Origin of the sequence: Burkholderia sp. MS455, assembly GCF_016899445.1 — a bacterium.
GTDB lineage: Bacteria > Pseudomonadota > Gammaproteobacteria > Burkholderiales > Burkholderiaceae > Burkholderia > Burkholderia pyrrocinia_C.
The window spans coordinates 113,586-134,870 of the sequence record NZ_CP041778.1 but is presented as its reverse complement, the minus strand read 5'-3'; the positions used below and the strand labels follow the sequence as shown (position 1 = coordinate 134,870).

Here is a 21,285-nt window from a genome sequence, read left to right as displayed (position 1 = left end):
CGTCACATATCGACGCCGCGCTATTGCGTGATCTTCGCGTCCTTCAGCAACTTGCCGACCATCTGCGCACTCGCCTTCTCGACCGCAATCGCCTGCAATTGCTGCTGAAGCACCGGCTTCGCCGTCTCGAAGCCCGGCACCTGCGTCGGCCGCTTCGCATCCAGCTTCACGATGGCCCGCACGCCATCGACCGGGATCGAATCCTTCGTCGCTGCGCCCACCGTCAGTTTCTCGAGCGCCTGCGCGATCGGCAGCGGCAATCCGCCCGTCTTGCCTTCCGCCGCCGGCGTATTGAAGCTCACCCACGGCAGCTCGCCGCCGGCATCGCGGCTCGGCGCCATGCTGTACTGGCGCGCCAGCCCGTCGAACGACTTGCCCGACTTCAGCTCGCTCAGCACGGTCGCGGCCGTCGCCGGATCCCTGACGACGATCAGCCGCGGCTTGTACTCGTTCTTGCCGAGCGCCGCGACGAGCGCGTCGTAGCGCGCCTTGACCTGCTCGTCGGTCACCGGCTCGGGCTTCACGTTGTCGCGCACGTACAGTTGCACCTCGGCATTCGTCTTCGCCTGCTGGATCGCCGCCTTGACCTCGGGCTTGTCCGCGTAGTTCGCTTTCTCCGCGGCCTGCTGAACCAGCACGCGCGTGATCAGTTGCTGCTTGATCGCGTCGCGGATCTGCGGCGAGTCGGGCTGCCCCGACGCGCGCAGCACCGCATCGACGTCCGCCTGCGTGATCGCCGTGCCGTTGACGGTCGCGACGGTTGCCGTCGCGCCGGACGGCTGCGACGCAGCCGCCGTCTGGGCGAGGGCAGGACCGCTCAGCACGCCCGCCAGCGCGGCAATCAGCAACAGCCGGCTCGGTGTCGTTTTCATCTTCATCGTTTGATCGCTTCGTGCTCAAGGAACGCGGCATGGGGCTGCCGCGCAGATTCGCCGACGCAGCAGCACATCGGCGCAACCGTTCATTCAGGTTCGACATCACGAGCACAGGCAGCCTCCGCCCGTGCCGCTGTCATTGTGCACGGAACCGCGTTTGCGCGTCGGGAGGTCGGGGGCGGCCGCACAAGGCGGCGAAGCGCGCGTTGCGCGCGCCGTTCATCGTAGACGTCGAATACGATCGTTGCTTCGCGGGCCCGGCCGCCAGTCGAAGCGGCGACCGGCACGCTTCACCGGCACCGGCCGCACCGCCGTCAAGGCGTCCATCGATACACGGTGATGCTGTTCCCCTTCACGTTGTTCTTCATCACCACATACTCGCCGTTCGACCGGCGGTACGCGCGAATGCTGTACATCGCATCGATCGCGCTGCTGGTATCGACGGTCGCGGGGCTCGTGTTGACCAGCGTGGTGTCGAGGTTGCCGGTGGTGAGGTTGAACGCGTCGACGTTCGGCCACAGCGGCCCGCTGCTGCTGAACCAGTAGCCGACGAACAGATGGTTGCCGGCCGCGTCGATCGATTTCGCGCCGCTGTGCGGCAGCGTGATCACCGGATCCGGCTTCGTCGTGTTGCCCGCGCTCCAGCCGTGATACACCTCGATGCGCGTGCCGATCGACGTCCAGTCGTTGGTCCCGACCGCGCCCTGCGCGAGCACCATCGTGTCGCTGTCCGCGAGGTAGACGATGCGCGTCAGCGGCTGGATGCTGGCGGGAACGCGGGTCGCGACGCCCGCCCCCCACGACGGCTTGCCGCTCGCGTCGAAACCGGTCAGCGGGTAGTGATAGATCGCGCCGGTCTTGTCGAGGCCGGCCCACACGCCGCCCTTGCTGTCGAGGCTGAACCCGCTCGTGACGCGCTGCGTCGTGTTGAACGCGGGGCCCGGAATCGATCCGTCCGGAATCGCGACATAGCCGTTCGCCGCATTGAAATGGAAGAAATAGAAGACTGGCGGATTCTGCCCCGCCGCGACGAGGATCCGGTTCGCGCCGACGGACGCGAGCAGCCCGAAATGCTCGTCGCGCTGCGTGTCGCTCATGTTGATGCGCGGATCCGACGGGTACGTGAACGGATCGACGGTGTTCGCGACGAACGTGCCGCCCGCGCTGCCGCTATATACGTGCGTGCCGCCATAGAACAGCGCGCCGTCCGTGACCGGGTCCGGCGCGGCGATGCCTTCGAAGTTCAGCGACTGCAGCGTCCAGCGCAGGCTGCCGGCGCTGCTGTACGCATGAATGTCGGTGGCGCCGTTGCGGCCGAGATCCCAGCTTCCGCCCCACGGGTTGTTGAGCACATAGAGATTGCCGGCACTGTCTTTGCCGATCCCGGCGATGCGCGTGAAGCGTTTCGCGCCGACCTGCCCCTTGATGCCCGTCGTCGTGTCGAGATAGCCGCCGCGCACGCCGAACGTGCCGGCCAGCGCGGGCCGGCCCGACACGGTATAGCGCTTGACGTTCATGTCGGGGCCTTCGTCGCCCACCATGAGCTGCCCGGCCGCCGCATCGAAATACAGCGCCGACGGCTTCGACCCGGCCGGCAGCCGGATCGTGTTCAGCAGCGCGCCGGCCGGGCTGAAGCCGACGACCGAACCCGCGCTCTTCTGCGCGACCCACACGTTGCCCGCGCCATCCACCGCGAGCGCGCCCGGCCCCGACACGTTGATGTCCCGCTGCCAGACGCCGTCGGTGGTGAACACGCGCACGCGATTGCCGTAGAAGTCGCTCGCATAGAGCAGCGAGCCGGCCGTCGCGAGCCCGGTGACGACGTCGATGCGCGGCTGGTTGGTCGCCGCGCTGATCTGGATCACGCGGTCGCGATACTTCGTGGCGCGGTTGTACCGCCCGACCGCGCCGCTGCCGTAGGTTTTGCCGGGCTGCAACGCGACGAACAGCGACGTCGCGTTGCCCGTGATCGCGCTGCCCTGGAATTCCGAATGCGTGCCCATCGAACCGACGCTCTTGCCGTTCTGGTAGATCGCGACACCGCCTTCATCTTCGTCCCACATCGACGCCGTGTAGATGACGCCTTCGGGCGCGACCCACATCGAACGCGCGACGTTGCCGACATGAGCCGCGAGCGTGCCGTATGTGTTCGCCAGCCAGTCGGTGGTGTTGCCTGCGTGAGCGGCCGGCGCGATCGCGGCGATTGCGGCGGCAAGAAGCGCAGCCTGAATACGTTTTCCAGCGACCATGACTGATGCTCTCCTGAATGGGGCAAACATTCACATGAGGGGGCGGCCGGCCGGATGGCTTGAAATCCGCGATGCGTAAATTGTTCCGCTGAATCATCCGGCGCAGTCGGTATTACGTGCGGCATGCGTTCGATAATGAGCAGGGCGAGAATAGCGTTATATAAATCGAAAAAAATTGCGGACCGTCCGTGCCACGGCGCTTTTCGCCGAATCGGCTTCGATCGCATCGCCCGTGGCAACCGGGCACCCCGACAGCGGGCGCGGCGGTGCGACAGTGAATGTTCACTTGCGCGCTCGATCGGGAATGAGCGAACCCGGAGAAATCAGGCCGTTCGCCCGCGGGAATATCGCAGCTGGTTCAACGACGAAAGATTGAAACCACGAATGCCGTCTCCGGCGAATCGGGAAAAAGCTACCGCATGCAATGCGGAATCATTGCACCAAGAACAAATCGCCGGCCTGAATCCGTTTCGAATCCAGGCCGGCGATTGTCATTGATCGCGGAGCAGGCAAAGCGCCGTCGTCGCCGCGTTGCCACGCATCATGCCGATGCCGACGTCTCCGGCACCTTCACCTGCATGACGCGCCCTCCGTCCGGATCATCGTCGTCGCGCGGCGCGTCGAGCTGCCCTTCCCACTTCGCGACCACGGCAGCCGCGATCGAGTTGCCGACCGCGTTGGTGGCCGAGCGCCCCATGTCGAGGAACATGTCGACGCCCATGATCAGCAGCAGCCCCGCTTCGGGCATGTTGAACTGGTTGAGCGTCGCCGCGATCACGACCAGCGATGCGCGCGGCACGCCCGCCATCCCCTTCGACGTCACCATCAGCATCAGCAGCATCGTGATCTGCGTGCCCAGCGGCAGATGGATGCTGTACACCTGTGCGATGAACAGCACGGCAAACGTGCAGTACATCATCGAGCCGTCGAGGTTGAACGAGTACCCGATCGGCAGCACGAAGCTCGAGATCCTGCGGTTCACGCCGAAGCGGTCGAGCGCATCCAGCAGCTTCGGATACGCGGCCTCGGAGCTCGCCGTCGCGAACGACAGCAGGAACGGCTCGCGGATCAGCCGGATCAGCGTGAACGCGCGCTTGCCGAGGAACGTCACGCCGGCGAGCGTCAGCACGCCCCACAGCAGCGCGAGCGCCAGATAGAAGCTCGCCATGAATTTCGCGAACGTGAGCAGGATGCCGAGCCCTTCGGTCGTGATCGTCGACGCCAGCGCCGCGAACACCGCGACGGGCGCGAACCACATCACCGCGCCCGTCACCTTCAGCATCACCTGCGCGAGATCGTCGATCACGCCGGTCAGGCGCTTGCCCGCTTCGCCGAGCGCGGACAGCGCGGTGCCGAAGAAGATCGAGAACACGACGATCTGCAGGATTTCGTTGTTCGCCATCGCCTCGGCGATCGATTTCGGCACCAGGTGGACCACGAAATCCTTCAGCGTGAATGCGCCCGTCTTCAGGTTGAGGGCCGCGTCGGACGCCGGCAACGGCAGGCTCAGGTGGCTGCCCGGCTGCAGGATCGTCGCGGTCAGCAGGCCGAGCAGCAACGACGTGAACGACGCGATGAAGAACCAGCCGAACGCCTTGACGCCCACGCGGCCCACCGCGCCGCCGTCGCCCATCTGCGCGATGCCGACGGTCAGCGTCGCGAATACCAGCGGCGCGATGATCATCTTGATCAATCGCAGGAACACGTCGGACAGCAACGACACGTAGCCGGCGACTTCCTTGGCCATCTTCGGGTCGGGAAACGCGCTATGGCACGCGTAACCCACTGCGATACCAAGAATCATCGCGACGACGATGTACCTGGTAATGTTGTGCTTCTTATTCATTAGCAATCCAAATTACAGAGCGTGTGCTTCTAACGGCTGGAAAATCATTCGCGTCCGGCTGCGAATCGGAACTCACGTCGCCATGCGCGCGACGGGCCCGCTTCCGGCGGTCGCCAGGGCGGACAGGGGGGGGCATTCTAACGCAAATGGCGCGCCGGCTTTCAAATCTGAAAGAAAAGGCGGTTGATCTGCGTCCATGCGGCCGCCGGAAAGGGGGGTTTTGTCGCGATCCGGCCGAACGGCGCGAGCGGCCGTCGAGCGCCGCGACCTCGACGGACAGGCCGCCCGCGCCGACCCGCGACGACACGGGAAGACGATCGCGACACATTCGCACAAAGATGCGCAGACCTCGACACTACCGCGCGTAACCCCTATGTAATATTTGGAAATGATTCGCGTTGCCGTCACGCCCGGGCGGCAATGCGCAATCGCGTTCGAGCCATTGTTCCAGACAGGGCGATTCGTTCTCTTGATAAGCAGTCCTCCCAATGAATGAACGGGAAAAATCGGCATCGTGATGAACATTCTGTACACCAACTTCCACGGCGACTATGGCGGCGGCCAGGATACCTACGTCCGCGATCTCGCCGCCGCGATGAGCCGGCATCACCGCGTGACCGTCGCGTCGCCGGAGGGAAGCCGCCTGTCGCGGCTGTTGAAGGACAGCCCCGACGTGGCCATCTTCGACATGGAATTCAAACCGCGCTGGAACCGGCTGTGCCAGGAGCTTGTCCGGCTGCGCCAGCGGATCGTCGCCGAGCGCTTCGACGTCGTTCACGTCAACGGATCCGCCGACCACCGGCAGGTGATGCTGGCGCTGCTCGGGTGCCGGCACCGGCCCGCGGTCGTGCTCACCAAGCACAACACGTATCGCGCCGACAGCTTCGGCAACCTGCTGCGTGCACGGCTTGCGACCGACCACACCATCGCGGTCAGCGACTATGTCGCGGGCATGCTCGCGCTCCGGTCGCCGTACGGGAACGTCACGGTCGTCAAGCACGGCGTGCGCAGGCAGGCCGCGGAACGACTGGCGGGCGACGAGATTCGCCGCCGCAAGGTCGCGCTGTTCGGGCCGTCCGGCGCGGACGCGATCGTGCTGGGCAGCAGCGCCGGCACCGCGCCGGAAAAAGGCTGGATGGATCTGATCGCGGCACTGGGCCGCCTGCCCGAGCACGAGCGCGAGCGGTTTCGCGTGCTGCTGGTCGGTGCGGAGCCGTCCTGCGACCAGCGCGAGCAGATCGCGCGGCACGGCATGACGTCGCGCATCGCATTCACCGGACGGCTCGACGACGTATGCGCGCCGTTCTCGATCATCGACGTGTCGTTCGTGCTGTCGTACCACGAGAGCCTGTCGTACGCGTGCCGCGAAGCGATGTCGCTGGGCTGCCCCGCGATCGTGACGCGCGTGGGCGGGCTGCCCGAGAACGTCGAGCCGGGCGTGGACGGATGGGTCGTTCCGCCGCGCGAGCCCGAAGCGATCGGGGAGATCCTGCGCGCGATCGTGCGCGAGCCCGGCTGCGTCCGCGCGATGGGACGCAGCGCGCGGCTGAAAGGCAAGCGCGAGTTCTCGTTCGACACATTCGTCGACGCGACTATGTCCGTCTATCAGAAATCGATTCGACACAACCCGTATCGCTGGGTGGCATCGTTGAGGTCCATGTAATGGCCATGAATATCTGGAAGAAGTATTGGGACCTCCGGACGCAGGAGTGCCCGTGCGACGTGCACTTCGTCGAGTGGCTGGAATCCGTTCGCCTCAACGGCATCCGCATCTATCACTTCGGCACCGGCGGCCACCACCATGTCGGCGTGGCATGCGCGCGGCCTCACCTGAACAACACGGTCTTCGGCGTGACGGCGTCGCCGAAGGAATACAAGTCGTATGTCGATCTCGTCACGCGGCAGCCGGAAGTCAGCAAGACCTACCTCACGTATTTCGGCGACGTCTATACAAGCAACTCGGACCTGCTGCCGTCGTTCGACGTCGTCACGCTGTTCCACCTGTGCGAATTCCGCGACGAGACGAACAGCCGCTATGGCGCGAAGACCGACGCGGAAGTGCTCGACCTGTTCGCCCGCCATACCGCACGCGAAGGTCACCTGCTGTTCTACAAGGGCTCGTCGGCCTATCGGAAGGCCGAACCGATCATCGAGCAATGGGCGGCGAATGCCGATTTCGTCGAGGTCGGCGACTTCAAGACCCTGCGGATTTTCCGCAAGGACGCATAACCCTTGCCTTGTCACGATCCGCCGATGCTTCTATCCGCCACGCGCTATCCGATCCTGATGTATCACCAGATACGCCCGCTGCCGCCGCCGCCCGACCGGCTGCGCGGCCTGAGCGTCGCGCCCGACGCGTTCCGCCGCCAGATGACGCTGTTCAGGCGGCTCGGCTACCGCGGCCTGAGCGTGCGCGAACTGCAGCCGTATCTGCGCGGGGAGCGCAGCGGAAAGGTCTTCGGCATTTCGTTCGACGACGGCTTTCTCAACGTGCTCACGCACGCGATGCCGGTGCTGGACGAGCTCGGGTTCACCGCGACCTGCTATTTCGTCGCCGGCCGGTTCGGCGGCGAGAACGACTGGGATGCGGGCGCCGATACCGCACGCTCGCCGCTGATGACGTGCAAGGACATGCTCGCGTGGCACGATCACGGCCATGAAATCGGCTCGCATACGCTCGATCACGTCGCGCTGTCACACGTGCCGGCGCACGTGTCGGATCTTCAGGTAACCGAGTCGAAGCGGCGGCTCGAAGCGTTGAGCGGCCGGCGCGTCGAATCGTTCTGCTATCCGTACGGCGATCTGGACGCGCGCGTCCGCGATCAGGTCATCGCCGCCGGGTACGGCAATGCGACGACGACCCGGCGCGGGTGCGCCGACGCGTCCGACGATCCGTTTCTGCTGCCGCGGATTCCGGTAGCGGGCGGTGTCGGTGCGCTTCGGTTGCTGTTCAAGTGTGCGCGGTGGCGGGTGCGCAAGCGCGGGTAACGCCGGGAACAGCGCTTGTGACATGGCGAAATGGTAAAGCGTCGGCGCCGAATTCGATCCGGCCGATGCCGGCGCACGGATCGATGCCTTTGTCGAATCCAGGTTTTCCGGATCGCGGCCGTCGCCACCGCGATTGCCGCGCGTGCGCGATCAGTCCGATGTTTCCCGTGCCAGCTTTGCCTGCCGCCGGCCCCGGTCGTTCACGATCTGGTGACGCCGATGATCCGTCATCTTCTTCCACGCGCGCGCTTCGTCCCGCGTTCGCAGGCACGCCACGCAATAGCCCGTTCTGCCGTCGAACGAGCACACGTCGATGCAGGGCGATTTGACCGCCATGCTTATTGCCTCCGCGTCGCCGGCACGACTTCGACGGTGACATGCGACAGATCCTTGAACCGCTGGAGCACGCCGTGATAGAAGCGCGAATCCCGCTTCGGGTCGTCCGTCGCCACCGACACGACCGCGCTCATGTGCCCCGGCCCGAGACGCCAGACGTGCAGGTCGTTGATCGCGTCGCCGCCGCCTTCGATTGCGCTGCGCACGTTGTCCGCCAACCGACGGTCCGCACTCATGTCGAGCAGGATGCCGCCGGTGTCGCGCATCAATCCGTATGACCAGTTCGCGATCACGAGCGCACCGATGATGCCGGCCAGCGGGTCCATCCAGAGCCAGCCGAACGCGCGCGCGAGCAGCAGCCCGACGATCGTCAGCACGGAGACCGCCGCGTCGGCGATCACGTGGACGTAGGCCGACCGGATGTTGTGATCGCGCGCCGCCGCCGCGGACGCGCCATGGTCGTGCTCCTCGAATGCGAGTTCGTGCTCGCGCCCGTTCAACCGGACAATCGCCCTGAATTCATGCGGCTCGGGAATGTTCTCGACCGACTCCAGGCACGCACCGCGCACGCTCATCGCGAACGCCTGCCGCGTACCGTCCGGACGAATCGTCGTGATCGATGCAGCCGTGACGTCGCCGAGCTTCGTGCCGGAGATCGCCGGTGCGATCCGGAACACCGGCGGCACGCCGTCTTCGAAGATCGACACGAAGAACGCGCCGCCTTGGTCGAAGACCTTGTGCGTCGCCTCATCGTGGTCATAGTCGTGATCGTCGTGCCCATGCCCGTGGTGATGTCCATGACCGTGCCCATGATGATCGCCGCTCAGCAGCCAGACGCTCGCGATGTTGACGAGCAGGCCGGCAACCGCGATCGGAATGGCCTCGTCGAAATGGATTGGAACGGGCGCGAGCAGACGCGCGACCGCTTCATAGCCGATCAGCAGCGCGATCATCGCGAGCACGATGGCGCTCGTGAAGCCGGCCAGGTCGCCGAGCTTGCCCGTGCCGAACACGAATCGCGGGTCGCTCGCATGCCGGCGCGCGTAGGTGTACGCAAGCGCGGCGATCATCATCGCTCCCGCGTGCGTCGACATGTGCAGCCCGTCCGCGATGAGCGCCAGCGAGCCGAAAATCGACCCGCCGACGATCTCGGCCACCATCATTGCCGCACACAGCGCGATGACCATCCAGGTCCTGCGTTCGTTCTGTTCGTGTGCGGCGCCGAGAAAAATGTGGTCGTGCCCTGCACCGAAGGCGTCGTTCCTGAAGTCGCTCATCCCTGCCCCGATTATTTGAAGTAGCTGTGAACGACTTCGATCAGCTGTTCGGTCGCGCTGCCCTCGTCCTCGTGCCCTTCGGCATCGACAAGATGGCTGCGGATGTGATCCTCGAGCACGACCGCGAGCAGGCCGTTCATCGCACCGCGGCCGCTCGTGATGAGCTGGAGGATTTCGTTGCAACCGCGCTCTTCCTCCAGCGCGCGTTCGATCGCTTCGACCTGTCCCTTGATCCGGCGGACACGATTCAGCAGCTTCTGCTTTTCCTTGACGGTGTGGCTCATGGCGATCCTTTCATATACCGGGGGGGAGTATATCCGGAAAGGATTTTCCATATAGGGGGTAGGGGTATGCCGAACAAGACGACAACGCTGTCGCTTCGTCTGCACAAGGATTTCAACGTCCTCGGGCGATCGACCATTTCCCGGGCAACGCGGTGATCCAGGCCGAAATCGCTCGGCAGGACTGCAGCGCGCTCGTCGACACCCTGCCGTCGCCGTGCGAGCCACACGCCGCAGATCCGGCGTTGTGTCGGCCGCCTGTGTCCTTGGCCGCTTGCGAAAGTAGAACGAGTGTCTTGTGCACGATCCTGCTGCCGCAAACGGCCTCAACACCGAGCACAAATGCGGGTCATGCCGCTGAAGTTACAGTCGACGCAAACGAGTGCGACGGAGACTTGCTCCAAGCAGCGCTCGCTTCAACCAAATTGGGCGGTCAGCCATCCTTCGGCCCATTTTGTCGCGTATGCAACCGCGTCATCGCGCGCATCGAAACCAGCCAGATCGCCGCTGGCGTGCACTTCCCGCTCGCCTCCATCCAGAAGAACCGTGGTGATCCTCACATGCGCGATGTACTCTCCGTCAGCCCTGCGGGGTGTCGGATCGATTCGGAACCGTGTCGAATTGAAGAGCATGGGCTCCTCCCTGTTGGGTTACCGCGAACCAGGCTGTCGCGGGAGCAGCGCGAGAAAGCGTCGGACTTCAAGAAGTGCCATTGTCCGATCGGCCTCCTGACAGGATTCACGACTCGCCATCTCGCTTTTGCAGTGTGGCGCACGACCCGATACGAACATCAGGAAAGCATCCGCATCGACCTCGCAGCGATGGTCGCGGATAGACCGGCGAATGAAGTGCCGCCCGTAGGCAGAAATGAAAGCCCGTTGCTCCGGAATACCTCCGAAGCCACGCTCAAGCGACGGGACAAGAGGGGAACGTCAGCACTATCAATGGTGCCCGGACGATCGACCACGGTGAGAGGCCGAATCGCATTCAGAGGGGCACGCTGAGCAAGGCGCTGGGATCGGTCATTGGTCACCCGATGATTCGATGCTACGCCGTTCTATACGTTTGTATAGCGAAATTTCGATTGAATTCCCGTCGCCGGAGCGTGCCTTCGTACTGTAGCGAGGTGTGAGTCACGACGGCAGCGCGTATAGTTGGGCTAGCTGCACCTCCGGTTCCAGAAAACGGCTCCGGCATTCAGGAGGCAGGTCACGCATGGGAGCCGATGCTCATGGCCGGCATCATGAAGCACCGATGAATTCGAAGCATGCAGTGCCTGGTTTGCACGAACCGGGAATATCGATACTGAAGATGCATTCGACGATGTCCAGCGAATCGAGCAGCGTCGACGCACAAGCGACGAGCACGTCACCAACGGTCTTTCGCGTCCACATCGACGCTCTGTTCAAAGGACCGCAATGACACGAGCTGGGCCGGCTAACGTAAGCCCTCCCTGGAACAAACAGCGCCACCCATGAAAATCGACCGAAGTTCCATTCCCCACTACCTCGTCCTTCGTGCCGGCTGGCCACCCTATGTGTTGAATGCAGACCGCCTGGTGCTCCGCCGCGAAGCGAGCCCGCTGCTGCGAGCGTTCGCGCGAACGCGCGGAAGGTACGCACATGTCGATGACGTCGCGTGGAACATCTTCTCCGATGCAGAGGGCCTTTCGATGATCGAGCGTCGGGAAACAGGGTTCTTCACGTTGATCACCGGAACCGAGACCGAGCATCAGCTGCATTTGCTGGCAACCCTCTGACGTTGCGGTCGGGACGGCGTACGGCCAGGGCCGACGAAGGGCCGCGCGCGGGGATTTTTCGCGCATTTTTTATGGAATGCTGATTTTCCTGGGCAGTCGCTTGTTCTGCCCCTCGGCCGAAAGCGCTTGACACCTTCGTTGCCGAGGCGTACTGTCAGCCGCTGAAGTATTCAAGAAGCGCGATTGCTGCCCATCATTAACCGCGGCCTGCGGTATTCGTTGTCCTCTCCCTCCTTGATTATTTTTTCCCGCGTCCATTCAGGGCGCATACGCTCGTCCATTTTCAGGAGATCTAACATGGATACCGGTACCGTCAAGTGGTTCAACGACAGCAAGGGCTTCGGCTTCATCACGCCCGACGCAGGCGGAGACGATCTGTTCGCGCATTTCTCGGAGATTCGCGGCGACGGCTTCAAAACGCTCGCCGAAGGCCAGAAAGTCAGCTACGAAACCAAGAGCGGCCCCAAAGGCCTGCAGGCGTCGAACATTACCGGCCTGTAAGTCCCCACAAGCCGTCAGTCCCGTTCACGGAGCGGCACGTAACTGCCGCTTCCTGCGCATACGCACCTCCATCGCGGGCGCCACGCGTCCCGATGCAAGCTCGACCGGGTCATCCGTTTCGCATTCGGACGTCGAGCATGCGCGTATGCAGATGCCCAGCCCCCGCGCAGCGCGCGTGTCCAGCCGCGCGTGCGTGATCGGACGAGTCCCGCTCGGCGGATCGCTCAAGCCGCGCAGCAGGAGAACCCGCATGACCAGAAGTCAACCTCGCAGTAACAAGGCGCCTCCGCGTGCCAAGCCTGCCATGACCCTGCCCAAGCTCGGCACGGCATTGAACTGGGTGCCGCCCAAGGCTCCCGCTATCGAGAAATCGCGCCCGAAGAAGCGCCCGCCTGCTCCGTAATAGCGGAACGAGCCAACCGCTGCGCGACGAAGAGGCAAAGAGGCGGTCACCGCTGCCGTGCAGCGCGATCTCGGCGTGATGGGCCGAAGCGCGTCGACGCGCACAATCCGGAATAAGTTGAACGCCCGACAAACGATGCGCGTATGATGGGTTTATTCGGGCGATCACTTGCCGTCTGACTGCTCACCCCTCCATCTACCCTCTTGCTGCATCGCCCCTCCCTCGCGCTGCAACGTTGTCCCTTTCACCCCACCGGCACGCCCTGCAACGGCGATACTGGCCGGATGTGTTCGCCCATGCAATTCGTGGTGGCCGAACGCCAGGAGATTGCCATGAGCATGCATGTCTACCGTGGATTCGAGATTTATCCACTGATTTACCCCCACGTACCGGCGCCGGATGGCAGTCCGCATAACTACGATGCCGGTTTCGACGCGGCAGTCAAGATTTGCCTTCGCGGCACCCCTGACACGGTGACGCAGAGCCAGACGTTCAGATTGCGCGACAACTCCCCGTTTGACAGCGCCGGTGACGCACGTCGCGCTTCGCTGCGCTACGCCGAGAACATCATCGACGACAATCGCGAGAAACAGGGCTTCTTTTCCAACGGGCTCTGACACGCCGCGGCAACGCAACGCAATCGGTCGGCGATTTGGAGGACAACATGATCATCGACGAACTACTCGGCTTGATCAGACGGCGTGAGGTCACCTGGACCGGCACCGTCCTGCCCGCCGGAATCGCCGACTCGGCACGAAGCCATCAGCAAGAACTGCAAATGTTCGTGGCGGTACGCGCGCTATCGATGGGAGCCGGATATTCGGAATTCGAGTCCGACGAGATAGCGAGCGCCGTCATGACACGACTCGGCTAGTTTTCCGTTCAAATGTTCCCAAACAGGATCCACATGACAACAGTCACACTCAAGGTCAACGAACCGATCGACGTCGCGCTCCGGCGATTCCGACGCACCATCGAGAAAACCGGGCTGATTCGCGAGTTGCGCAGTCGCACCAGCTACGAAAAACCCACGACGGAACGCAAGCGGAAAAAGGCCAGCGCCGTTTCCAGGCAGCGCCTGCGCGCGAAGCGCATGTTGCCGCCCCGCAAAATGTACTAGGGAGCACATCGTGTACAAGATGCCGGACGAAGAGCCGCCGTTTTTCCCGCTGACGAAATGCGAAGTCGATTTCGATCAGCAGAAAGACATGGTGACACTGCTGCCGAGCTTCTATGCGTTCGGATGCGAGTACACCAGCCGCGGTTTTCTGATCGGGCGGGACGATGCGTTCAAACTGATTGCCGCGATCGAGAAGGCGCTCAGCATCCAGGGATGAGCCGACGCCGCCACACTCGCGAGCATCGACAACCAGAAGATGGACTATGCGCGTCCCGACCAAGTACGTTGATTTGCTCTATTTCCTGGTTGTCCTGCAACTCGTCACCCAAAGGCAGTCTCGCGAGTGGCTGTCGCCCTTTCAGCTCGTCGAATCGCTGCAAGGCTGGCTGATCGTCCATCGCGCGAAATGCGAGTGGCGCGATCGTGTCTGGATAGGCCATGCGTCGCTTCAGATAGCGAAGTCGGTCCGCCCGGTCGACAACGCTGCATTTTCGGAGCCGCTCGTTGGTGCGGCGAAAGACCCGGCGCCCCCTCCTCGAGACGCTCTCGCGGGTCGGGCGAGTCTACGGATGAAGTGCATCCGCTACCTCAGGGAGCATGTCTGATCGCGGCAGCACTCGCACGAGCGACAATGCGTCCAATCACGCAGATGGCGCAGACCGCCGTCTGCAACCGCATCACTCGATCGATCGGCAACCGTGCCGCTGGCTGCTGCCCGGCCTCGACCGCCTCCGCGGCCGCGCGACACGGCCGTTTTCCACGAAGGCGCGCCGGAAACGGCGGTGTTCGCCGTCGAACTGGCGATGCAATTCGGCAGGGACATCGTCGATGGCGAGATCGCTCCAGCAGAGATCCGACCCACCAACCGCGGCGAATTCGCCGCGGCTGGCCGACAACCCGCTCACCTCGCTCCGAGGAAATCATGAAATACCAGGAAAGCACGGCAATCGATCGACGCGATCAGGCAACCCGGCAAAAACAGCGAGACGACCTCGCCCGGGCCGACATCGAACGGACCGACAAGCGTACGCAAAACGACGCCCGCATCGACTCCAATGCGAGCAAGTGGCGCTACTTCCGTCCCGACCATCAGGTGAAGTAAATGACGCGACACTGCTCCCGGCGCAGGCGGCGGTTGACGTTCGCGCCTCGTGTCGTCGTGCGCGCATCGCGCAGGCTGCAACGCAGACGTTGCGGCATCAGACACACTGGCCAAGGCGGGTCGGGAATTCGGCGCTGGCCTTGATCCAGCGCTGCTCCGCACAACGACACCGCTCGGGCGACCGGGGCCCGTCGTCCGGCGTGCCCAACCCATATCTGCGTAGCGTTTCCTCGTTCCGCGCTTCGGCCTAGTACGGCTCCGCGCCACGGAGCAGCGCGGTCGCGAGCGACACGCGCTGTCTGCATGGCTAGGCCGCTGTCTTGAGCGTCGGCGGCGATGTCGACTCCGCCGCGTCATGCCCGGCAATTGCCAACGCCAGGACCGGGTTCAAGCTGTCCACCATCGAACTCGGAATCAGGATCGTGGCCCCGCGCTCCTTCGTCGTTTCATAGATGATGTTCATTGCCCGCAACTGAAGTGCGGACGGGTGATTTTCATAGACTTTCGAAGCTTCGACGAATTTCGCCGCCACCTCGGCCTCCGCCGAACCGAGTATCACGCGCGCCTGCTTCTCGCGTTCCGCCTGCGCCTGCCGTGACATCGAATCCTGCAGCGCGACAGGGATCGCCACATCCCGGGTTTCCACGGACCGTACCGTGATACCCCAGTCTGCGGTTTTTCTACCGATCTCGTCTGCCAGGTGTTCATCGGCAGCCTTTCGATCGGAGAGCAGCGTGGCCAGCATCGATGAACCGATCATCTCCCGCAGCGAGGTCTGGGCGACGCGATCGATGGCCTGCCGGTAATCAGTGATGGCGAGTGCCGCCTTCTGAGCGTCGTGTACGTGCCAGAAAATGATGGCGTCGACGTTGACCGGCACGGTATCCCTGGTCAGCGCCTCCTGTGCGTTGAACGCCGTCGTTTGAATACGCTCGTCGATCACTGCGACGACGTTGTCCAGTATCGGGATAATCATGAAAAAACCGGCACCCTTGACGCTCTGCAGTTTCCCGACGCGCAGGATCACGAACTTCTCCCAGACATTTGCCACTTTCACGGAGAGCGCGACAAGGACGGCGACGATGAAGAAGGGTAACGCGAGATACGGATTGACCAAGGCGCCGACGGCTAGCGCGGCAAGCATAAAGGCGGCGGAAAGAAATAGTGTGACGGGATTCATGGTGGCGCTCCATTCGATGATGCCGACTTCCGGCAGCGTCACGAAGCACGACACCCGTTCGCCCGGTTGCCCTCTGGCACCCAGGCATCAGCGGTTTGGGTACCCGTTCAGAACGTGCGCCGGATTGCGCTGCAAATCTGTACGGTGACGTACCCGGACAGGGCCACGGAGCGACCGATCGGGTCGATGCACTGTATGAGCAATGCGCCAAGGAGCTCGTGGACAAAATCGATGCCGTGGCGAAATCGCGCCAGCCATATAAGCCGCGAAGCGTTAGTGGCCGAGTGTACGAACGAAATGGCATAACCGCATCGCGGTCCTCGTGCCGCGAACTTGTCCTGGCGTAGCTCGCGAACGAGGGCTCAGCGGATTCATCTGTTTGTCGTAACGAGCGACGTGCCAAAGTAAAAAGCCGGCGCTTGGCCGGCTTCGAGTTCCGCCTTGCTGGGGCGGCTCCTCGTTCTGTTTGAGAGCGAGGAGTTTTGCTACGCCTGGGTTAATGGTTCGACATAAAACCCATGCCCAGACGTTTCCTTGCATCGGAAATGCGTTGCTTGGGTGTGACGGCTTTCCACGAAAAGGTAGGGCGTCTTTGCCAGTCCGGATGAACAACGGGCATGCCGTCGTCGGTCGCGCGTGCGTCCGCCTGTTCCTGTTGCCCGTCCTGCGAATTCTTTTCTCGTTTCGGATGATCGTTCATCGACAAGCTCCCTCAGGAAACCGCGTTTCGTCATGGATTGGCTTGCACCGCCCGAGTCGAGATCAAGCTGCGCAGGCGATACGGATCGCAACGGCCCGCTTCCATCACGGCATACCTCTCTCCATGACGTCTGCGGCCGATCAGCAGTCTGTGCGTCATATAAGACCATGCGCCTGCGGACTTCGGCAGTCGGTACGCTGCCGTACGAACCCGATGGCACGGACAGGCGCGTGGCCTCGGTGCCGGTTCTAAAGTCGTTTCAAATCGGGAAGCAAGCGGTCGAATTCTCGCCTGACCACGCCGTAGCATTCGCACACACGCTTTTCGAGCCCGGAGCGATCCAATACCTCGACGTGTCCATAGTTGTAGCGGATCAATCCGGCATCCTGAAGTTTCAGCGCAGCTTCCGTCACGCCCGACCGTCGGACACCGAGCATGTTGGCGATCAACTCCTGCGTCATTTTCAGTTCGCTCGATGGCAACCGGTCGAGACTGAGCAGCAGCCAGCGGCACAGCTGCTGATCGATTGAATGGTGTCGATTGCAGACGGCGGTTTACGCCATCTGGGTAATGAGCGCCTGGGTGTAGCGCAGCAAGAGCCGCTGCATCGACCCGCCTCGACGGAACTCGTCTTTCAGGATGCGTGCATCGAGTCGGTAAGCGTGTCGGGCGCTTTGGACGATCGCGCGGCTCGGGGTCGTTTCGCCCCCCATGAACAGCGCTATGCCGATCAACCCATCGTTGCCGACGATGGCAATTTCGGCTGACGAGCCGTCCTCCATCACGTACAACAGCGAGACGATGGATGTCGTCGGAAAATAGACATGCTGAGCGCGCCACCCGACTCGTACAGCACCTTTCCCAACGGCATGTCGACCAGCACAAGATGCGGCGAAATATGCGCCAGAGCTTCTGCCGGCAAGGCTGCGAGCAGATGATTGTCAATCTGAGATGGCTGCCCCGACATAGGTCGCTCCCGCAGTGATTGCGGCCTCCACCCGGAGCGGCTCGACGCCACGACGCGTCATCGGCTCAAGACTCGAACTCGCGAAGCAGACGCTGCGCGAGGATCTTGGCATCTTCGAGCGCGAGATCGTACCGCTCCCGATCGAAATCGGTCGGATATGGGGGATCATCGTTCGGCCCCTCGTTGGTGCGGCGCAAATACACATAGCCTCGGTACGCACCATGCGCAGATTCCATCACACGAATGCGCGCAAAGTGCGTTTTGGTACTGAATGTGAAATCGTCCATGATGACTTTCTGCACGTGTTCAATCATCCTAGCACTCCGGGTGAAATTGACCGGAGAGGTCGAATCGGGACAGGATCGACGCGTGGGCTGTCCGTCAAGGCTGTCTCTCGTACGGCGGAAATTCCGACAGACGTGGATCGTCCATCGCGCCACCGACGGTGAAGTGATACAGGGATTGCCAGACATGATCCTTCGCGCCGAGCAACGCGTGCATTTCATCATCGAAAAAGCAGCCGATCCCCGTCGCGCGCACGCCGGCGGCTTCTGCTTCGAGATAGAGCGCCTGGCCAAGCATCCCGCATTCCCAGAACAGATGGCGATAACGCCATGGCTGCTTCAACGCGATTTCGAATCTCGCGATCATCCCGAGCGCAAAGCAGGAATCGGCGGCGATATCCTGGTGGCAGCAGATCAACCTTGCCACCGCGCGCAAATCGTAAGGCAGTAGAAGATAGAGCGGCAGGTCGTCCGGCCCGGTCTTTTGCCACAGCCATTCCGGACGCAGGGATCGCTTGAGATCCTGCAGTGCGCCAGGGTTTCTTGCGAGCATATAGAGGCCCGGCTCCAGGCCGTCGACGCGATGCACCAACAGCGCCGCCTGCACCGCGGCAGGAGACGTCAGCGCATTCCACGGCGGTGTGCCGGGACGTGCCAGCAGGCAGGTCAGCATGCTGAAGAAGGCCGCGTCGCCGATGCGCGTCGTGCCATCGAAATTCACGGCGCTGCGACGCTGTCTGGCGATTCGGGCGAAGCCGAGATCGAGGGCTGGCGTCGCCGGCGCCGGGCACGGCTCCGGGTTCGGCGACGGTGGTTCGCGAGTACGGGTCTTGTGCGTGGCGCGATGAATCGAATCGATGTCCGGCCAGGCCACATGCCCCGAACTCAGTTGATTCGCGCGCCCGTGCCACCGTGCGCTGCCCAAAGCGATCCGCATGCTGTCGAGATCGGGTCGCATCTCGGGGTTGCCGATCCAGAGCAAAAGATCCGGCGCCTCCGCTTCGGCTTCGCTGAAATCTTCGCGGCGGTCCACGCCAAGCAAATCGGCCACTGCATCATCCGCAGCCGCCTCCATCAATCGCGTCTGCCAGCCGAGCGCAGCTGCTGCATAACTCATCGCGGCGACGACATGGCCGCAATCCTGTTGGCAGTAGCGCCACGCGCGCATGCCATATTTCCACGCTTCGCGCCAATGGATCGAGCTGATGCCGACCAGGACGCCACTTCCCGAAAACGCGTCGGCCCATTGCGGCTCGTCCACCGCGACACGATGTTCGAATGCATGATCCCGGCTCAGGTAATGGTAGACGCCTGCGGACAAGCCGGGCAGGGCCGGACACAGAAGATAGCCCTCGGTCGGATGCAGATTCCCGCTCGAAGGATTGCAGCGCAGTGCCCATCGCTGGGTGCCATAGGATTTCCACCCCGACAAGCCGAGCGAGAGTTCGAACAGGATTGCCAGACTGGACAGATCGAATTCGTGCGCGGGCGGCAGGTTGCCGCAACGCAACGCGTTGTAGCGCGTGGCCAGCGTGTCCGCGGCTAATGGCAGAGCAACGCGCGGTGCGCCGCGAAACACCCGGAACGGGTCCGGCTGGGTTGCCCAGTCGAGCCTCCCGGGGCCGGGAGCGTACAAGTCGAGACGGTGCTTGCTGCGTTCGTGATAATCAAGCAGCGCATGCCTTGACCGATCCATGTCCACCTCAGACCCGGAATACCGCATACGCACTGTACAAAACCGGATGGCTCGACGCTGAAGCGCGGCCGTCATCATGTCGGGGAATCCGGCGCGCGCCTTCCCCTTCCTTCAACGTCGAATTCGCAGAGGTGCGAGTGCTGGTTTTCCCCGAACTCTTCAGTATGCGATCGACAGGAAATGGTCGCGGGCCCGCCGGACCGAGCCGTCCGTGCTCTCCGCCCGAACGATCGGCAGTCCCGACGCCCGCAGACGACTACTCACGGCCAGTGCAGGTCAGAAGGAAGGCACACGTCGGGTCGGGTGCGTGCGCAAACCGGCCCCGTCTCACGAGATCATGTACCTGTTCTGGGGGCCGCCCTTGTAAAGATCTCTGGCGAGCCCCAGGATCCGGTCGCGGTTGCGGTCGAAGGCCGCCAGCAACGCGGGCTCGCTCGAATCCATGTCGGAGTTCAGTTTCGCCAGCATCGCATCGTCGACCAGAAAGGTAATCTCGCGAGCATTGTCGTAGCCCCAGAAGCACACGCAGTGTCTGGACATGTCGTAGGTGCGACTGGGATTTGGGAAGTTGAGTGCCGCGTCGATTTTTCCCATCTAACCCTCCTGGCAGATATAACGCCACTTGCTCGCGTTGACATCGAGGCGGGCATCATTTTCGCGTCGCTTCTCGGCGCGCTCGATGTCCGCGCGCTTCAGTGCCTGGGCGCGGGACTTTTGCGCGTCGACGTAATCGTTTTGCCTGACGGACGTGGCTGACTTTCCTTCGGTTTGCTTGGGCATGCCGGTTCCCGAAAAATGAATTTCAAATGTCAGGACCGTCGCGGCGACCGAATTTCGTCGTCGTCCGGCCCACAGGAGGCACGAACGGACTACCCGCGGGCTTGCCGCCGACGGCCTCTGTTGCGCACTGAACTGCCGGATCGAGCCTCGCGGGGAGGCCGGGTTGACGCACGACGTTCGCAGCTTCGACGTTCGCACGCGGGGTCATCGTGGTGAGCGTTCTGCGGAACCGTGCGGACAGGGGGAAGCGTAAGGAGTCGAAACAAAATCACCGGTCGCACACATCGAACCTCATGAGAATGCGCCCTATATCACGGCCATGCAAGCGCTATCTCGCGTCAAGGGCCATCAACGGCACGATTCCCTCCAGGCCACACTATTGTCATCAACCGGACTGGGCGGCCGCCGGCCAGCATTTTCCCGGCCCCACGACCCAAACGACGCGCAGCGTGCGCGGCGGCTTGTTCAGCGTCGCGCACAACTGTCGTCACTGCTTCGTGGAGCGTGATCGGAACCGCATCATCGACCACGCCGTCAGTGCTTGTGGTGCATCCAGCCCATGTGATGTGCGTCAAGCCACTGAACCATCCCTTCGCCCTTGTGGTCGCGCAGGTAACGCAGCGCCAGCATGACCGCGATGGCGAGTACGACCGCCAGGCCAACTACAAAGCTAATCATTGACTGAGTCATGGTAGCCTCCTTGACAGGTCGCGACCATCTTTACATTGTAGGTGATGCACTCGCGGAAACCAGCGTCCGGCACGGCTTCTGTCCCTCAGGAAAACGAATCAGCGTTTCCCCGGCCCGGCGGTCGATGGAGGCCGGCAGCTTCGCTTCGGTTCCGGCCGATTTTCTGGTCCGCCGGACAAAAAGGGGCCGGCGTTTGGCCGGCTTCTGCCGTACGCGAAAACGAAATACCGCCGGCAAGCCGGCGGCAAAAG

General features: G+C 63.0%; 26 protein-coding genes and 1 pseudogene. 11 read left to right on the top strand and 16 right to left on the bottom strand.

What is annotated here, in order from left to right; genetic code table 11:
* Positions 1-20: 20 nt before the first annotated feature.
* The 3 genes from FPJ27_RS05040 to FPJ27_RS05030 form a co-directional block, all read right to left on the bottom strand.
* The gene (locus FPJ27_RS05040) at positions 21-878 is read right to left on the bottom strand and encodes a peptidyl-prolyl cis-trans isomerase (protein WP_204422196.1); all 858 of its coding nucleotides are present in this window, start codon (positions 876-878) and stop codon (positions 21-23) included.
* A gap of 311 nt (positions 879-1,189) precedes the next feature.
* Complete coding sequence (locus FPJ27_RS05035; RefSeq protein WP_072438031.1) at positions 1,190-3,124, bottom strand: SMP-30/gluconolactonase/LRE family protein; 1,935 nt, start codon at positions 3,122-3,124, stop codon at positions 1,190-1,192.
* A gap of 541 nt (positions 3,125-3,665) precedes the next feature.
* Positions 3,666-4,970: a dicarboxylate/amino acid:cation symporter gene (locus FPJ27_RS05030; protein ID WP_204422195.1), complete on the bottom strand. Its 1,305-nt coding sequence runs from the start codon at positions 4,968-4,970 to the stop codon at positions 3,666-3,668.
* A 517-nt stretch (positions 4,971-5,487) separates the two neighbouring features.
* Here FPJ27_RS05030 and FPJ27_RS05025 point away from each other — a divergent pair.
* Genes FPJ27_RS05025 through FPJ27_RS05015 form a run of 3 tightly spaced genes read left to right on the top strand, consistent with a single transcriptional unit; the run spans position 5,488 to position 7,958 of the window.
* A complete protein-coding gene (locus tag FPJ27_RS05025) occupies positions 5,488-6,633 on the top strand; it encodes a glycosyltransferase (protein WP_204422194.1) in 1,146 nt (381 codons plus the stop codon).
* A gap of 5 nt (positions 6,634-6,638) precedes the next feature.
* Complete coding sequence (locus tag FPJ27_RS05020; RefSeq protein WP_204422193.1) at positions 6,639-7,199, top strand: hypothetical protein; 561 nt, start codon at positions 6,639-6,641, stop codon at positions 7,197-7,199.
* 24 nt (positions 7,200-7,223) lie between these two features.
* Positions 7,224-7,958, top strand: a complete 735-nt coding sequence (locus tag FPJ27_RS05015) for a polysaccharide deacetylase family protein (protein ID WP_072438028.1) — start codon at positions 7,224-7,226, stop codon at positions 7,956-7,958.
* A gap of 150 nt (positions 7,959-8,108) precedes the next feature.
* On the opposite strand, the gene FPJ27_RS05010 is transcribed toward FPJ27_RS05015, so the two are convergent.
* The 4 genes from FPJ27_RS05010 to FPJ27_RS04995 all read right to left on the bottom strand — a co-directional run bounded on the left by FPJ27_RS05010 (position 8,109) and on the right by FPJ27_RS04995 (position 10,484).
* Positions 8,109-8,294: a DUF1289 domain-containing protein gene (locus FPJ27_RS05010; RefSeq protein ID WP_175959801.1), complete on the bottom strand. Its 186-nt coding sequence runs from the start codon at positions 8,292-8,294 to the stop codon at positions 8,109-8,111.
* 2 nt (positions 8,295-8,296) lie between these two features.
* Positions 8,297-9,571: a CDF family Co(II)/Ni(II) efflux transporter DmeF gene (dmeF, locus tag FPJ27_RS05005; protein WP_204422192.1), complete on the bottom strand. Its 1,275-nt coding sequence runs from the start codon at positions 9,569-9,571 to the stop codon at positions 8,297-8,299.
* Positions 9,572-9,582: 11 nt separating this feature from the next.
* A complete protein-coding gene (locus FPJ27_RS05000) occupies positions 9,583-9,855 on the bottom strand; it encodes a metal/formaldehyde-sensitive transcriptional repressor (RefSeq protein WP_072438025.1) in 273 nt (90 codons plus the stop codon).
* Between the two features lie 413 nt (positions 9,856-10,268).
* Positions 10,269-10,484 (bottom strand): hypothetical protein, encoded by a 216-nt coding sequence (locus tag FPJ27_RS04995; RefSeq protein ID WP_072438024.1) that lies wholly within the window; start codon positions 10,482-10,484, stop codon positions 10,269-10,271.
* Between the two features lie 842 nt (positions 10,485-11,326).
* Here FPJ27_RS04995 and FPJ27_RS04990 point away from each other — a divergent pair.
* From FPJ27_RS04990 to FPJ27_RS04960, 7 genes are all read left to right on the top strand, one after another.
* Positions 11,327-11,611, top strand: a complete 285-nt coding sequence (locus FPJ27_RS04990; protein WP_072438023.1) for a hypothetical protein — start codon at positions 11,327-11,329, stop codon at positions 11,609-11,611.
* A 297-nt stretch (positions 11,612-11,908) separates the two neighbouring features.
* Positions 11,909-12,112 carry a cold-shock protein gene (locus FPJ27_RS04985; RefSeq protein ID WP_034181431.1) on the top strand — a complete coding sequence of 68 codons (204 nt, stop codon included), beginning with the start codon at positions 11,909-11,911 and terminating at the stop codon, positions 12,110-12,112.
* 735 nt (positions 12,113-12,847) lie between these two features.
* Positions 12,848-13,132, top strand: coding sequence for a hypothetical protein (locus FPJ27_RS04980; protein WP_072438497.1), 285 nt, complete (start codon positions 12,848-12,850; stop codon positions 13,130-13,132).
* 47 nt (positions 13,133-13,179) lie between these two features.
* Positions 13,180-13,389 (top strand): hypothetical protein, encoded by a 210-nt coding sequence (locus FPJ27_RS04975; protein ID WP_072438495.1) that lies wholly within the window; start codon positions 13,180-13,182, stop codon positions 13,387-13,389.
* Between the two features lie 33 nt (positions 13,390-13,422).
* Positions 13,423-13,635, top strand: a complete 213-nt coding sequence (gene rpsU / locus FPJ27_RS04970; protein ID WP_034181433.1) for a 30S ribosomal protein S21 — start codon at positions 13,423-13,425, stop codon at positions 13,633-13,635.
* Between the two features lie 10 nt (positions 13,636-13,645).
* A complete protein-coding gene (locus FPJ27_RS04965) occupies positions 13,646-13,852 on the top strand; it encodes a hypothetical protein (protein WP_110281321.1) in 207 nt (68 codons plus the stop codon).
* Positions 13,853-13,898: 46 nt separating this feature from the next.
* Complete coding sequence (locus tag FPJ27_RS04960; protein ID WP_072438021.1) at positions 13,899-14,240, top strand: hypothetical protein; 342 nt, start codon at positions 13,899-13,901, stop codon at positions 14,238-14,240.
* Between the two features lie 72 nt (positions 14,241-14,312).
* Here FPJ27_RS04960 and FPJ27_RS04955 read toward each other — a convergent pair whose 3' ends face one another.
* Entirely contained in the window at positions 14,313-14,531 is a 219-nt protein-coding gene (locus tag FPJ27_RS04955; RefSeq protein ID WP_204422191.1) for a hypothetical protein, read from the bottom strand.
* Between the two features lie 26 nt (positions 14,532-14,557).
* On the opposite strand from FPJ27_RS04955, the gene FPJ27_RS04950 reads away from it, so the two are divergent.
* On the top strand, positions 14,558-14,737 hold the full coding sequence (locus FPJ27_RS04950) for a hypothetical protein (RefSeq protein ID WP_072438019.1): 180 nt from the start codon (positions 14,558-14,560) through the stop codon (positions 14,735-14,737).
* 307 nt (positions 14,738-15,044) lie between these two features.
* On the opposite strand, the gene FPJ27_RS04945 is transcribed toward FPJ27_RS04950, so the two are convergent.
* The 8 genes and pseudogenes from FPJ27_RS04945 to FPJ27_RS04910 all read right to left on the bottom strand — a co-directional run bounded on the left by FPJ27_RS04945 (position 15,045) and on the right by FPJ27_RS04910 (position 21,034).
* Positions 15,045-15,917: a slipin family protein gene (locus tag FPJ27_RS04945; RefSeq protein WP_072438018.1), complete on the bottom strand. Its 873-nt coding sequence runs from the start codon at positions 15,915-15,917 to the stop codon at positions 15,045-15,047.
* A gap of 496 nt (positions 15,918-16,413) precedes the next feature.
* On the bottom strand, positions 16,414-16,617 hold the full coding sequence (locus tag FPJ27_RS04940) for a hypothetical protein (RefSeq protein ID WP_072438017.1): 204 nt from the start codon (positions 16,615-16,617) through the stop codon (positions 16,414-16,416).
* A 248-nt stretch (positions 16,618-16,865) separates the two neighbouring features.
* Positions 16,866-17,584, bottom strand: a pseudogene (locus FPJ27_RS04935) (Crp/Fnr family transcriptional regulator).
* Between the two features lie 65 nt (positions 17,585-17,649).
* Positions 17,650-17,898 carry a hypothetical protein gene (locus tag FPJ27_RS04930; protein ID WP_239483233.1) on the bottom strand — a complete coding sequence of 83 codons (249 nt, stop codon included), beginning with the start codon at positions 17,896-17,898 and terminating at the stop codon, positions 17,650-17,652.
* A 67-nt stretch (positions 17,899-17,965) separates the two neighbouring features.
* On the bottom strand, positions 17,966-19,642 hold the full coding sequence (locus FPJ27_RS04925) for a SagB/ThcOx family dehydrogenase (RefSeq protein WP_239483232.1): 1,677 nt from the start codon (positions 19,640-19,642) through the stop codon (positions 17,966-17,968).
* Between the two features lie 249 nt (positions 19,643-19,891).
* Entirely contained in the window at positions 19,892-20,158 is a 267-nt protein-coding gene (locus tag FPJ27_RS04920) for a DUF1488 domain-containing protein (RefSeq protein ID WP_034181437.1), read from the bottom strand.
* Complete coding sequence (locus tag FPJ27_RS04915; RefSeq protein WP_204422190.1) at positions 20,159-20,344, bottom strand: hypothetical protein; 186 nt, start codon at positions 20,342-20,344, stop codon at positions 20,159-20,161.
* A gap of 534 nt (positions 20,345-20,878) precedes the next feature.
* Positions 20,879-21,034: a hypothetical protein gene (locus FPJ27_RS04910; protein WP_165948038.1), complete on the bottom strand. Its 156-nt coding sequence runs from the start codon at positions 21,032-21,034 to the stop codon at positions 20,879-20,881.
* Positions 21,035-21,285 lie beyond the last annotated feature (251 nt).

Bases quoted from the DNA above. Each gene is read 5' to 3' on its own strand.
- FPJ27_RS04960 (WP_072438021.1), top strand. From the start codon at position 13,899: ATGCGCGTCCCGACCAAGTACGTTGATTTGCTCTATTTCCTGGTTGTC.
- FPJ27_RS04925 (WP_239483232.1), bottom strand. From the start codon at position 19,642: ATGATGACGGCCGCGCTTCAGCGTCGAGCCATCCGGTTTTGTACAGTG.
- dmeF (WP_204422192.1), bottom strand. From the start codon at position 9,571: ATGAGCGACTTCAGGAACGACGCCTTCGGTGCAGGGCACGACCACATT.
- FPJ27_RS05030 (WP_204422195.1), bottom strand. From the start codon at position 4,970: ATGAATAAGAAGCACAACATTACCAGGTACATCGTCGTCGCGATGATT.
- FPJ27_RS04930 (WP_239483233.1), bottom strand. From the start codon at position 17,898: ATGATTGAACACGTGCAGAAAGTCATCATGGACGATTTCACATTCAGT.
- FPJ27_RS04995 (WP_072438024.1), bottom strand. From the start codon at position 10,484: ATGCTCTTCAATTCGACACGGTTCCGAATCGATCCGACACCCCGCAGG.
- rpsU (WP_034181433.1), top strand. From the start codon at position 13,423: ATGACAACAGTCACACTCAAGGTCAACGAACCGATCGACGTCGCGCTC.
- FPJ27_RS05025 (WP_204422194.1), top strand. From the start codon at position 5,488: ATGAACATTCTGTACACCAACTTCCACGGCGACTATGGCGGCGGCCAG.
- FPJ27_RS04990 (WP_072438023.1), top strand. From the start codon at position 11,327: ATGAAAATCGACCGAAGTTCCATTCCCCACTACCTCGTCCTTCGTGCC.
- FPJ27_RS05000 (WP_072438025.1), bottom strand. From the start codon at position 9,855: ATGAGCCACACCGTCAAGGAAAAGCAGAAGCTGCTGAATCGTGTCCGC.
- FPJ27_RS05040 (WP_204422196.1), bottom strand. From the start codon at position 878: ATGAAGATGAAAACGACACCGAGCCGGCTGTTGCTGATTGCCGCGCTG.
- FPJ27_RS04910 (WP_165948038.1), bottom strand. From the start codon at position 21,034: ATGACTCAGTCAATGATTAGCTTTGTAGTTGGCCTGGCGGTCGTACTC.
- FPJ27_RS04915 (WP_204422190.1), bottom strand. From the start codon at position 20,344: ATGCCCAAGCAAACCGAAGGAAAGTCAGCCACGTCCGTCAGGCAAAAC.
- FPJ27_RS05020 (WP_204422193.1), top strand. From the start codon at position 6,639: ATGAATATCTGGAAGAAGTATTGGGACCTCCGGACGCAGGAGTGCCCG.
- FPJ27_RS05015 (WP_072438028.1), top strand. From the start codon at position 7,224: ATGCTTCTATCCGCCACGCGCTATCCGATCCTGATGTATCACCAGATA.
- FPJ27_RS05010 (WP_175959801.1), bottom strand. From the start codon at position 8,294: ATGGCGGTCAAATCGCCCTGCATCGACGTGTGCTCGTTCGACGGCAGA.
- FPJ27_RS04975 (WP_072438495.1), top strand. From the start codon at position 13,180: ATGATCATCGACGAACTACTCGGCTTGATCAGACGGCGTGAGGTCACC.
- FPJ27_RS04945 (WP_072438018.1), bottom strand. From the start codon at position 15,917: ATGAATCCCGTCACACTATTTCTTTCCGCCGCCTTTATGCTTGCCGCG.
- FPJ27_RS04950 (WP_072438019.1), top strand. From the start codon at position 14,558: ATGAAATACCAGGAAAGCACGGCAATCGATCGACGCGATCAGGCAACC.
- FPJ27_RS04940 (WP_072438017.1), bottom strand. From the start codon at position 16,617: ATGAACGATCATCCGAAACGAGAAAAGAATTCGCAGGACGGGCAACAG.
- FPJ27_RS05035 (WP_072438031.1), bottom strand. From the start codon at position 3,124: ATGGTCGCTGGAAAACGTATTCAGGCTGCGCTTCTTGCCGCCGCAATC.
- FPJ27_RS04985 (WP_034181431.1), top strand. From the start codon at position 11,909: ATGGATACCGGTACCGTCAAGTGGTTCAACGACAGCAAGGGCTTCGGC.
- FPJ27_RS04920 (WP_034181437.1), bottom strand. From the start codon at position 20,158: ATGGGAAAAATCGACGCGGCACTCAACTTCCCAAATCCCAGTCGCACC.
- FPJ27_RS04980 (WP_072438497.1), top strand. From the start codon at position 12,848: ATGAGCATGCATGTCTACCGTGGATTCGAGATTTATCCACTGATTTAC.